We start from the raw sequence: 11,351 nt of genomic DNA, 5'->3' as shown, positions 1-11,351 counted from the left end.
GCTGAGTTATCTTTGTTTTTAGAAAAGCCAACACTTTTTCACAAAAATTATTTAAATATTCTTTATCTTCTATAGTTTCATGATAAATATTATCAGGATTTAGCACTTCTTCTATAAAACATCTAAAGTTTTTTACATTTTCAGTATCGCCATTTTTTGTTTTTTGCTGCTCATCTCTATAAAAAATAAAGATATGTTCTTTATTAATGCCATTTTTTGCATATTCTGCAACTTCTTGGTGTGTAGCAGACATAAAATACTTTTCAGTATCTTTTTTTGACAAACGACTTCTCGCAACGCCTGTCTGTAAAATTTGCCTTATTTTGTTTTCAGTCTCATACCAACTATCAAATATTTTTTGCTTTATTTCGCTATTAATTTTTTTCCACTCTTCAGCACCTACAATCTCTTTTAGCCTGTAAGTAGGTAGCATTTTTCCTGATGTATCTAGCTGATTTTCATCCAAAAAATACCATTGGTGTAATAAATTTTTATCATCTTCTTGAATATTGCTTACAATGGCTTCAAATTCTTTTTTTTCTATCTTTAAAGGCAATGGAACCCAACCATAACGATTGCCTGATAAAATTATAAAATTAGGGTATGGATAGCTCTTGCAAGTTTTCACCTCATTTAAGCAAATTTCCATTGTACGTTGATCAAGTTGTGCTTCTTGATCTATGCCCCAGCGCAAATCAATTGGTTGAAAAACAGCACCATTATTTTCGCAATATTGTTGTATTTCTGGAAAAACCCTAGTTTGTAATAACTCTCTTTCTAATTTGAAGTCACTAAAAGTTGATGATAAAAACAATCTAAAAATTTTTTTCATTTTATACCTCTATTTTTATAATTTATAGCATTATACAATCAATTATCGATTTTGATGACAATTTAATATGCTATAAAAAAGCATATTACGAGAACCAAAAGCTTAAAAACACAAAAAGCAATAAAAAATTATTATTTTTCTTAATTTAATTTTTTTGTGATATCTAAAAACATATTTTTTAAATTTATTTTTTAGATATTAAAATGATATATCACCAGCTATCAAGTAAGTGTAAATTTAATATGATAAAATTGCATATTACTTTACAAAAGGAAATTTGATGAAAAAAATGATTTTTATCTCACTTCTTGCAGCTTGCGCATTTGGAAGTGAATTTGACGCTGGGTTAAGCGCCTATGCAGGCTCAAATTTTAAAGAAGCCTTGGCTAAATTTGAAGCAGGATGTGCAGCAAACGACGCAAGATCATGCCAAAAAGCAGGTGCTATATATCAGCTAGGCAAAACTGACGTACCAGATAGCAACAAAGCGCTAGAGCTTTACAACAAAGCTTGCCAAGGCGGTGAAAAAGAGGGTTGCACGGCAGCTGGTGGAATTTATCTAAACAGCGATCCGCAAAAAGCAAGAGAGCTTTTTAACAAAGCTTGCGAGCAAAACGACGGCTACTCTTGCGGCATGATAGGCTCGATACTAATAGATGATCATAAATTTAAAGAGGCCTACGCGGTTTTAGAAAAAGGTTGCAAACTAGGCGATAAGCTCGCTTGCGAGTTTGCAGGCGATCTAAAACGCTCAAAACAACTATAAATTTAATTTACATAGAAAAAATTTAGGCAAGAGAGCTCTTGCCTAAATTTATATCGCTCTTATTTGATCAAGCGGTTTATCTTTTATGCCCCACTGGGTCATAAAGACAAAGCCATAAAGAGCAGCTGCTACGATGTAGGCTGTGTATTCGTTTGGCATTAGACCAAATTTCACGCAGATATTTGGCACAAGAGCTAGAGGCACGACTGGGATAAGTAGCACCCTCTCCCAAATTCTAAGCTTTGTGACGTAATATCCTTGTAACAAGCTAGAAAAGGCAAACATTCCCACGATCGCCATGCCAAATACAAGTAAAATTTCAAGCGGATTGCTCATCCAGACTATCCCTTTTGAATCAAGCGGATCGCTCGTGTTTATGCTCTCAATCAACATAAGTTTATTGTTAAAGAAAAAGGCAAATGGCAAGATCGCCGTTCTTAGATCGTAAAAGAATCCTTGAACACCAACGGTTATAGGATTTGCTTTAGCGATACCAGCAGCTGCGTAAGCTGCGATGCCAACTGGTGGCGTATCATCAGCCAAAATTCCAAAGTAAAATACAAAAAGATGCACGGCGATGGCTGGGATCAAGAAGCCATTTTTATGTGCTAAAAATAAAATGACAGGTGCAACAAGGCTTGAGACGACGATGTAGTTTGCTGTCGTTGGAAGACCCATGCCAAGGATGAGCGACATAAGAGCCGTTAAAAGTAGGATCATCATGATATTATCGCCTGCTAAAAGCTCGACTAGATCAGAAAGTACTTGCCCAAGGCCAGTTAGCGAGATAGAACCCACGATGATGCCTGCAAGCGCGGTTGCGATGGCTATTGTGGTCATGCTCTTTGCAGCTGCGACCATCGCCCAAAATATATCCTCAAAGCCAAGAAGCACATCGTTTAGCCCTACTTTTTCGCCTGAAGCTAGCTTTTTGGTTGGCTCTTGAAAGATCATTATTAAAAATAAAAATCCTATCGCATTAAACGCTGCGGCTATGGCTGACTCTTTTGCTATTAAAAGCGTGTAAAGCAAAATTAGGATCGGCGTTATATAGTGAAGACCGCTAACAAAAATTTTAAATCTTGAGTGAAATTCGCTCTGATTTATGCCCTTTAGTCCAAGTTTGACGCTCTCTAAATGCACGATGAAAAATAGCGACAAATAACAAGCAAATGCTGGGATAACCGCTGCCATCATAACATTTGTATATGTCATGCCTAAAAACTCAGCGATGATAAAAGCAGCAGCACCCATGATAGGAGGCATAAGCTGTCCATTTACACCAGCTGCAACCTCGATAGCTCCAGCTTTTGTGCGTGAAAGACCAGCTTTTTTCATAAGTGGTATGGTAAATGTACCAACAGTTACGACGTTTGCTGTTGAGCTGCCTGAAACCATGCCTGTTAGGCCACTTGCGATGACTGAAGCTTTGGCTGGGCCACCTCTATATTTGCCAAGAAGTGAGAAGGCTAAATTTATAAAGTATTGTCCAGCGCCTGCTCGCTCAAGTAGTGAGCCAAAAAGAACGAAAAGGTAGATAAAACTAACGCTAACGCCGATAGGCACACCAAAGACGCCCTCTGTCGTTAAAAACATATGCCCCGCGATCTTTTCTAAGCTAGCGCCCTGATGAGCGATGATGTCTGGCATATAAGGTCCAAAGTGATCATATATCAAAAATAATATACAAATGATAGGAAGTGCTGGTCCCATGACACGCCTGCCAGCCTCAAGTAAGACGATGATCGCCAAAAACGATATGACGATATCTTGAGTGATGTAGTCCCCTGTCCTATCAGCTAGCTCATAAAAATAAACCGCTGGATAAAGCACGGCAACAACGCCTGTCACGCAAAAAACTAGGTCGTAAAATGGCAAACTTGAGTGAGCCTTTTTATGAAAAGTGACTGGATAGAGCAAAAATACAAGCCCAACCGCAAAAGCTAGGTGAATAGAGCGTGAAATGTTAGTATTTAGTGGGAAATACGCTATATAAAGCTGAAAAACCGACCAAGAGAAACACGCAAATGCGATGAAATAATTGTAAAAATTGCTATTTATCTCTCTTGTCTTTACCTCGACAAATTGTTCTTCGTTGTCATTAACTTCGTTCATCTTTCTCCTTTAAAATTTAAATATATAAATTTAGAAGAATTTGCATATTTAAATTTTATCCAGAGGCAAAAGCCCCTGGAGATGGATTATTTTAAGATACCAGCCTCTTTAAACGCAGCCTCTGCAGCTGGGTGAAGCGGAGCTGAAAGACCTTGGACAAGATCTTCTTTATTTACTGATTTTAGCGCTGGGTGAAGAGTTTTATACTCATCAAAGTTGTCTAAAATAGCTTTTATCACAGCTTTTACAGCCTCATCTTTTGTATCTTTGCTAGTTACCAAAACAGCTTTTACACCGATAGTATTTACATCGTGATCGACGCCGTCATAAGAGCCTTTTGGGATCACACCTTTTGCAAAGTATGGTTTTTCTTTAAGAAGGTTATCGATCTCGCTGCCTTCGATATTTAGGATATCAATAGGCAAAGATGTCGCTGCGTCAGTGATGTTTGCAGTTGGGTGGCCGACAACAAAGCTATATCCATCTATCTTTTTATCTTTTAGTGCGTGTGGGCATTCGCCAACTGTTAAAACGCCGCGATATCCTAGTTTTGAAACATCAAAGCCTTTTGCTTTAAAGACTTCAAGCGTGCTCACTTCGTTGCCGCTACCTGGGTTTCCGACGTTGTATTTTTTGCCTGCAAAAGACTGGATATCACTTGTTAGACCGCTATCTTTTGCTACAACAAATGCAAGAAGCTCAGGATAGATAGCCACTACTGAGCGTAAATTTTCATCTTTTGCTCCGTCAAATTTGCCAGTGCCGTTATATTTATCATAGACGACGTCACTTTGAACAAAGCCAAAAGTAAGCTCTTTTTTAAGGACGTTATTTACGTTATAAACTGAGCCGCCAGTTGATTGGACTGAGCATTTTACATCGGTGTTTTTGTTTGCCAAGCGGCAGATCGCTCCACCTATCGGATAGTATGTACCTGTCATGCCGCCAGTGCCGATACTGATAAATTCTTTTGCTGAAAGTGTTGTTGCTAAAAGCAATCCAGCAAGTGCCAAAGAAGTAGTTTTCATCTAAAATCCTTTCAAAAAATTTAAGGCTATTTTATTCTATAAATTTAGCTTTGTATCTTTTTGTTATGATATTTTTATGCCATTTTTGTAAAGTTGCAACTATTCTACACAATCAAGACTTAAAAAAATATTTTCTTAAGAATAAATTTATATTTCTTTTACGAGCAATCTAAATTTTAAGAGCTAGAAATTCTAGCTCTAAATTTAGTCAATAAATCTCTTTGTGATATTTGCGTAGGCATCGATCCTGCGGTCACGTAAAAATGGCCAAATTCTGCGCACTTCTTCGCTTCTTTTCATATCAATTTCTACGATCTTACATAGCTCATCTGTGCTATTCGCGCGGAAAAGCTGCTCGCCTTGTGGTCCGAAAACAAAGCTATTTCCCCAAAATTTTATCCCATCCATCACGCCGCTATCATCTTTTTCAAAGCCCACACGATTTACAGCGACCACTGGCAGACCATTTGCGACGCTGTGGCCTCTTTGCACTGCCACCCACGCTTCAAGCTGTCTTGACTTTTCATCATCGCTATCGCCCTCAAACCAGCCAATAGCCGTTGGATAGATGAGAATTTTCGCCCCTTTTAGCGCCATGAGCCTTGCTGCCTCTGGATACCACTGATCCCAGCAGACCAAGACTCCAAGCTTGCCAAGACTAGTCTCAATAGGCTCAAAGCCGATATCACCAGGCGTGAAGTAAAATTTCTCATAAAATCCAGGGTCATCAGGGATGTGCATTTTTCTGTATTTTCCAGCCACGCTGCCGTCACGCTCGAAGACAAAGGCGGTGTTGTGATAAAGTCCGTCAGCCCTCTTTTCAAAGAGTGAAGTGACTAAAACAACGCCATTTTCTTTTGCCACCCTGCCCCAAAAAGCGACATCTTCTTGCCACTCATTTGCGTGATCAAAGAAATTTGTATCCTCGCTTTGGCAAAAGTACTGCGTCTGGTGCAGCTCTTGGCACACAACTAGATCAGCGCCGCCCTTTTTTGCCTCAGCGATTAGCTCAAGTGTCTTTGCGATAGTCGCCTCTTTTGTCCCTTTAAATTCTTGTTGAAGTAGTGCTACTTTCATCTCTTTTCCCTTCTTTGTCGTTGTATGGGTCTAAATGAGTGGTTATCTGCCACGAATAATCCCTAAATTTCTCTCTTATCTCAGCTTCAAGCGAGTCGGCCACCTCGTGCGCATCGTAAAGCGAGATATCTTTGTCAAAAACTAAATGCAGCGTTAAAAATATGGTATTTGCGCTCTGTCTTGTGTTTAGGTAGTGAAAGTCTGAAACTCTCTTCTTTGCCTTTATCATCTTGATGATCCCCTTTGTGACTTCAGGGCTTGCTGCGTGATCTAGCAAGACACCAAGGGCGTCTTTGCCAAGACTTATCGCGCTTTGAGCGATGTAGCCGCTTATCACGATACCAAAGATCGCATCTATCATCACAAATCCGCTAAATTTAATAATAAGCAGCGAGATGATGACTGCGAGGTTACTAAAAAGGTCGATCTTATAGTGAAGCGTGTCTGCTTTTATGATAAGGTTGCCACTTTTTTTAGAAATTTGGTTTAAAAATAGCACCAAAGCTAGCGTCACCACAACCGAAAACACCATCACGCCAAGGCTTAAGCCAAGGTCTATCTCTAAATTTGGCTCGCTAAATTTCTTAACACTCTCATAAAATATATATCCAGCAGCCACAACGATGATAACGCACTCAAATAGCGCTGCTAGCGCCTCTAGCTTTGTGTAGCCAAAGTTAAATCTCTCATCAGCTTGCTTTCTTGACTTTCTAAGCGCAAATAAATTTAAAAGTGAAACGATAAAATCAAGCATCGAATCAATCGCCGAGCCAAGCACAGCAACCGAACCGCTAAAAAGCCCAGCTGCGAATTTCACAAGTGCGAGCAAAAAGGCGCAAGCTCCAGCTGCGATGACGGCCTTGTTTTCGCCCTGCGTGCACTCCTGCTTATTAATGCGGTTAAACTCATAATCAAACGGACTTGACAAGACTAAGACCTTTTGTATCTATTTTGGCTTGAGCAGTGAAGCGAGCCATTTTGACGGACAAAAACTAGCGAATTTACACCGATGATCTTTCTATCTGGAAGTGCCTTGGCAAGTAAATTTAGCACCTTTTCATCGTTTTCGTCGTTATATGTTGGCACGATTAGCGCACCATTTATAAAGATGAAGTTTGCATATGTGCAGCCAAGCCTTTTACCATCATAAAATTTAGGCTTAGGTAGCGGCAGAGCAAGTAGCTTAAAGCCAGTTTTTTTAAGCTCATCTTCCATCCTTTTAAGCTCATTAAAGTGCTCATCGCTCTTGTCATCGCAAGCTGCGTAAGCTACCGTATCAGGCGTGATAAAGCGCGCTAAAGTGTCGATGTGACTATCTGTGTCATCACCTTTTATAAAACCATTTTCAAGCCAAATGATACGCTTTAAGCCAAATAAACTTTTTAGCTTTTCTTCTATCTGCTCTTTGCTAAGAGAGGAATTTCTATTTTCATTTAGCAGGCATTTTGTGGTGGTTAAAAGCACGCCATCTCCGTTAAATTCAACACTTCCGCCCTCTAATATCATATCAACAGGCTCAAGTTTGGTTTTGTAAATTTTAGCTAGCTCTAAATTTATCGCATCATCTTTTGAACTCTTAAATTTACCGCCCCAAGCGTTAAATTTAAAGTCATAGCTCTTTACACTAGAGCCATCGCAAATGTCGATCATACCGTAGTCTCTGATCCAAGTATCGTCAGTCTCAAGCTTAACAAACTCTACATTTTTAAATTTCTTAAACCTAGCGAAATTTGCCTCATCAGGGCAGATGAGCACCACCTTCTCAAACGACACGATAGCAGCCACAAGCTCCTCATAGCTCGCCAAAATCTCCTCTAAATAAGGCTCCCAGTCGCTCTTGCTATGTGGCAGCGATAAAAACAAAAGCTCCTGCTCTTCCCATTCTGCATACGCTCTCACGCTCTCTCCTTGTAAATTTTATAAATTCCATAAACCGTAATGATTATCCAAAAGACCTCTATCAAAAATGAGCCGAGGTTAAAGTGCACAAAAAGCGAGATTATAAGTAGCACCGCACCTACTAAATTTATTATCTGATAGGCTAGATCGTGGCTATCTAGACGGCCGATCTGAAGTAAAAAGTAGCCCATCACGATACAAATCATCCCTAAAAAGCCGATGATCTGAAAAAGATCGATCAAATTTTATCCTTTTTGTAAGCTTAAATTTAAAGCGTGATCATATCTAATTAGTTTTAAATTTATGATTATGGGATAAAATAACTCCATTTTTCAGATTGGATTAAAGTTTATGGATTTTGAGTTTATTGAGAAATTTTACCCCCTTTTTGTAAAAGCTGGGGTGCTCACCTGTCAGATCGCCTTTTTGGGGATCGTTTTTTCTATTTTGATAGGTATTTTTTGCATGGCTGTGAAATTTTACAAGCTAAAATTTCTCTCAAAACTAGTTGATTGCTACGTTGAGCTCTCAAGAAACACGCCGCTTCTTATCCAACTCTTCTTTTTATACTACGGCTTGCCAAAGCTTGGAGTGTCGATGAGTGGCTTTACCTGTGCGGTCGCGGGACTTAGCTTTCTTGGAGGCAGCTATATGAGCGAGAGCTTTAGACTTGGCTTTGAGGCGGTTAGAAGGTCACAGATAGAAGCAGGTCTTAGTATCGCACTTAGTAAAAATCAGCTCCTAAGATATGTCATCTTGCCACAAGCCTTTAGCGTGGCGCTTCCAAGTATCAGCGCAAACGTCATATTTTTACTAAAAGAGACAAGCATCGTTAGCATCGTAGCGCTTGCCGATCTAGTCTATGTTGCAAAGGATCTCATCGGACTTTACTACAAAACAGATGAGGCGCTTTTTATGCTCGTTATTAGCTACCTCATCATCATCTTGCCAGTCTCGCTGGCGCTTAGCTACGTCGAAAAAAGGGCAAGACATGCAAGGAGTTAGTATATTATTTGACACGCAAAATTTACTAAGGCTGCTTGAAGGTCTTGTAGTAAGCACCGAAATTTCGCTCATCTCTATCGTCATCTCCGTTATCGGCGGCCTCATACTTGGCGTTTTGATGAGTATGAAAAACAAATTTATCTATCTTATTTTAAAAATTTGCCTCGAGATCGTTCGTATCATGCCTCAGATCGTCTGGTTATTTTTATTTTACTTTGGCGTTAGCAAGGCTTTTGGGCTGCATATCTCGGCATTTACCGCCTCACTCATCGTCTTTAGCCTTTGGGGCGTTTTTGAGATGATGGATATCGTGCGAGGAGCTATCACATCGATACCAAAGCACCAGTTTGAGTCAGCCGCCTCGCTAGGACTTAGCAAATTTCAAATTTACTTTTATGTCATCATTCCGCTTGCTACTAGAAGGCTGGTGCCTGGAGCTGTAAATTTACTAAGCCGTATGATAAAAACGACCTCTATCGTCGTGCTAATCGGCGTTGTAGAGGTAGTCAAAGTCGGCCAGCAGATCATCGAGCGAAATGTATTTACAAATCCTATGGCGCCATTTTGGATATACACGCTCATATTCTTTTTATATTTTGCGATCTGCTATCCAGTCTCAAAACTATCAAAAAAACTAGAAGAAAAATGGAGCTAAAATGAGTGAAAATATCTTAGAACTTAAAAAAATAAATAAATTTTATGGAGAGCTTCACGCCTTAAAAGATATAAGCTTAGAGGTTAAAAGCGGCGAAGTGGTCGTGCTTCTTGGACCATCGGGATGTGGCAAGAGCACAACTCTTAGATGCATAAACGGCCTTGAGAGCATAGCAAGCGGCGAGATCATCATAGACGGCGAAGTGATAGACGCTAAATTTAATGATTGGCAAAGGATCCGCCAAAAGGTCGGCATGGTCTTTCAAAGCTACGAGCTATTTGATCATATGAACGTCATCGATAACGTCCTTCTTGGGCCTTTGAAGGTGCAAAAAAGAGATAGGGCTGAGGCTGAAAAAACGGCTGATATGTGGCTAAGCAAGGTTGGGCTACTTGATAAGAAATTTGCCTATCCAAAGGAGCTAAGCGGCGGCCAAAAACAGCGCATAGCCATCGTAAGAAGCCTTTGTTTAAACCCCGAGATCATGCTATTTGACGAGGTTACGGCTGCGCTTGATCCAGAGATCGTTAGAGAGGTGCTCGATGTGATACTAAATTTAGCCAAAGATGGCATGACGATGCTAATAGTCACCCACGAGATGAGCTTTGCAAGAGCAGTTGCAAATAAGATCGTATTTATGGACGCTGGAGCGATAGTGGAGATCAGCGAGCCAGAGGAGTTTTTCACTAATCCAAAGAGCGATCGCGCGAAGAAATTTCTAAATTTATTCTCGTTTTAGAAAAAATAAGAGATAATTTGCCTGTTTTCAAAATGCGTTTAGAGCGAGATTTAACCGCTCTTATTTACTAAATTTTTCTAAAGGAGAAAGAGTGAGAAAATTTAAATTTTTCTTATTAGCATTAGTCGCTACCGTCTTTCTAACGGGTTGTGGTGATGACAAAGGTGCGGACAAAGCGGCCGCTTCAAACCAAGCTGACGCTATCGCGAAGATCAAAGAGCGCGGATATGTAAGGATAGGCGTTTTCAGTGACAAACCGCCATTTGGCTACGTCGATAAAGACGGCAAAAACCAAGGCTATGACATCTACTTTGCAAAACGCATCGCAAAAGACTTGCTTGGAGATGAGAGCAAGGTCAAATTTGAGCTAGTAGAAGCTGCTGGCAGGGTTGAAGTGCTCACAGCTGACAAGGTCGATATCACGCTTGCAAATTTCACAAAAACGCCTGAGCGCGCGCAAGTTGTTGATTTTGCACTTCCATATATGAAGGTCTCTCTTGGCATCGTTAGCCCTGAGGGCGCTGTGATAAAGAGCGTTGATGAACTAAAAGATAAAACACTAATCGTCAATAAAGGCACAACCGCAGACGCATTTTTTACAAAAAATTATCCTGATATCAAGCTTTTAAAATACGATCAAAACACCGAAACTTTCGCAGCTTTGGTTGATAAAAGGGGTGCTGCTCTAGCGCATGATAACGCCCTACTTTTTGCCTGGGCGAAAGAGACTCCTGGCTTTGTCGTTGGCGTTGAGGCACTTGGGGATGTGGATGTGATAGCTCCAGCTGTCAAAAAGGGCAACAAAGCCTTGCTTGAGTGGCTAAATAACGAGATCATCGAGCTTGGAAAAGAAAATTTCTTCCACAAAGACTATGACGCAACGTTAAAACCAATCTATGGCGACAGCGTAAATCCTGAATCTCTAGTCGTCGAAGGCGGCAAACTCTAAATTTAATGGCGTAATCTTTACGCCATCTCTCTTTTTAAATTTAACACAATATATTCGTGAAGTTTTTGGCAGTATCTGACATTACTATAAAATCCACGATATGCGGTTTTGCAATCTCAACGCTAAGCTATTAGGCAAGCTTTACTTAGTGTTTCTAAATTTTTTTGTCAGCAAGTGACGCTGCTTTAAAATCCATAATGAGCAGTCTTGCATACCTAAGTTGTAGGCAAACACGAGCCTTGCGATAATAAGCTTGTTTTTTTAAAAAATACCAAACGAGATAGGC

The 11,351-nt window shown here is 40.0% G+C and carries 12 protein-coding genes; 5 read left to right on the top strand and 7 right to left on the bottom strand.

What is annotated here, in order from left to right; translation table 11 throughout:
- Window positions 1-832, bottom strand: an 832-nt coding sequence (locus G6W42_RS08505) for a DUF4062 domain-containing protein (RefSeq protein WP_194173674.1), incomplete at its 3' end; no start/stop codon positions are given.
- 280 nt (window positions 833-1,112) lie between these two features.
- Here G6W42_RS08505 and G6W42_RS08500 point away from each other — a divergent pair.
- Window positions 1,113-1,598, top strand: coding sequence for a tetratricopeptide repeat protein (locus G6W42_RS08500; RefSeq protein ID WP_194173673.1), 486 nt, complete (start codon window positions 1,113-1,115; stop codon window positions 1,596-1,598).
- Window positions 1,599-1,646: 48 nt separating this feature from the next.
- Here G6W42_RS08500 and G6W42_RS08495 read toward each other — a convergent pair whose 3' ends face one another.
- The 6 genes from G6W42_RS08495 to G6W42_RS08470 all read right to left on the bottom strand — a co-directional run bounded on the left by G6W42_RS08495 (window position 1,647) and on the right by G6W42_RS08470 (window position 7,959).
- Window positions 1,647-3,713, bottom strand: a complete 2,067-nt coding sequence (locus tag G6W42_RS08495) for a TRAP transporter permease (protein ID WP_194173672.1) — start codon at window positions 3,711-3,713, stop codon at window positions 1,647-1,649.
- An 86-nt stretch (window positions 3,714-3,799) separates the two neighbouring features.
- On the bottom strand, window positions 3,800-4,741 hold the full coding sequence (locus tag G6W42_RS08490; RefSeq protein ID WP_021085228.1) for a TAXI family TRAP transporter solute-binding subunit: 942 nt from the start codon (window positions 4,739-4,741) through the stop codon (window positions 3,800-3,802).
- Window positions 4,742-4,945: 204 nt separating this feature from the next.
- Window positions 4,946-5,818, bottom strand: coding sequence for a carbon-nitrogen hydrolase (locus tag G6W42_RS08485; protein ID WP_103613923.1), 873 nt, complete (start codon window positions 5,816-5,818; stop codon window positions 4,946-4,948).
- Complete coding sequence (locus G6W42_RS08480; protein WP_194173671.1) at window positions 5,787-6,746, bottom strand: cation diffusion facilitator family transporter; 960 nt, start codon at window positions 6,744-6,746, stop codon at window positions 5,787-5,789. The genes G6W42_RS08485 and G6W42_RS08480 overlap by 32 nt, the downstream gene beginning before the upstream one ends.
- Window positions 6,747-6,748: 2 nt before the next feature.
- A complete protein-coding gene (locus G6W42_RS08475) occupies window positions 6,749-7,717 on the bottom strand; it encodes an agmatine deiminase family protein (protein WP_194173670.1) in 969 nt (322 codons plus the stop codon).
- Window positions 7,714-7,959 (bottom strand): CBU_0592 family membrane protein, encoded by a 246-nt coding sequence (locus G6W42_RS08470; RefSeq protein ID WP_194173669.1) that lies wholly within the window; start codon window positions 7,957-7,959, stop codon window positions 7,714-7,716. Before G6W42_RS08470 ends, G6W42_RS08475 begins: the two co-directional genes overlap by 4 nt.
- A gap of 109 nt (window positions 7,960-8,068) precedes the next feature.
- Here G6W42_RS08470 and G6W42_RS08465 point away from each other — a divergent pair, with 109 nt between their 5' ends.
- The 4 genes from G6W42_RS08465 to G6W42_RS08450 all read left to right on the top strand — a co-directional run bounded on the left by G6W42_RS08465 (window position 8,069) and on the right by G6W42_RS08450 (window position 11,065).
- Window positions 8,069-8,722: an amino acid ABC transporter permease gene (locus G6W42_RS08465; RefSeq protein ID WP_194173668.1), complete on the top strand. Its 654-nt coding sequence runs from the start codon at window positions 8,069-8,071 to the stop codon at window positions 8,720-8,722.
- Window positions 8,709-9,377 carry an amino acid ABC transporter permease gene (locus tag G6W42_RS08460; RefSeq protein ID WP_194173667.1) on the top strand — a complete coding sequence of 223 codons (669 nt, stop codon included), beginning with the start codon at window positions 8,709-8,711 and terminating at the stop codon, window positions 9,375-9,377. Before G6W42_RS08465 ends, G6W42_RS08460 begins: the two co-directional genes overlap by 14 nt.
- Before the next feature lies 1 nt (window position 9,378).
- Entirely contained in the window at window positions 9,379-10,116 is a 738-nt protein-coding gene (locus tag G6W42_RS08455; RefSeq protein ID WP_194173666.1) for an amino acid ABC transporter ATP-binding protein, read from the top strand.
- Between the two features lie 91 nt (window positions 10,117-10,207).
- Entirely contained in the window at window positions 10,208-11,065 is an 858-nt protein-coding gene (locus G6W42_RS08450; protein WP_194173665.1) for a transporter substrate-binding domain-containing protein, read from the top strand.
- The last annotated feature ends 286 nt before the right edge of the window (window positions 11,066-11,351 follow it).

The organism is Campylobacter concisus, assembly GCF_015230015.1.
In the GTDB taxonomy this organism is placed as follows: Bacteria; Campylobacterota; Campylobacteria; order Campylobacterales; family Campylobacteraceae; genus Campylobacter_A; species Campylobacter_A concisus_AF.
Note: the sequence above shows the minus strand (reverse complement) of the source record. Positions and strands in the feature narration are given on the sequence as shown.

Bases quoted from the DNA above. Each gene is read 5' to 3' on its own strand.
- G6W42_RS08500 (WP_194173673.1), top strand. From the start codon at position 1,113: ATGAAAAAAATGATTTTTATCTCACTTCTTGCAGCTTGCGCATTTGGA.
- G6W42_RS08495 (WP_194173672.1), bottom strand. From the start codon at position 3,713: ATGAACGAAGTTAATGACAACGAAGAACAATTTGTCGAGGTAAAGACA.
- G6W42_RS08490 (WP_021085228.1), bottom strand. From the start codon at position 4,741: ATGAAAACTACTTCTTTGGCACTTGCTGGATTGCTTTTAGCAACAACA.
- G6W42_RS08485 (WP_103613923.1), bottom strand. From the start codon at position 5,818: ATGAAAGTAGCACTACTTCAACAAGAATTTAAAGGGACAAAAGAGGCG.
- G6W42_RS08465 (WP_194173668.1), top strand. From the start codon at position 8,069: ATGGATTTTGAGTTTATTGAGAAATTTTACCCCCTTTTTGTAAAAGCT.
- G6W42_RS08460 (WP_194173667.1), top strand. From the start codon at position 8,709: ATGCAAGGAGTTAGTATATTATTTGACACGCAAAATTTACTAAGGCTG.
- G6W42_RS08455 (WP_194173666.1), top strand. From the start codon at position 9,379: ATGAGTGAAAATATCTTAGAACTTAAAAAAATAAATAAATTTTATGGA.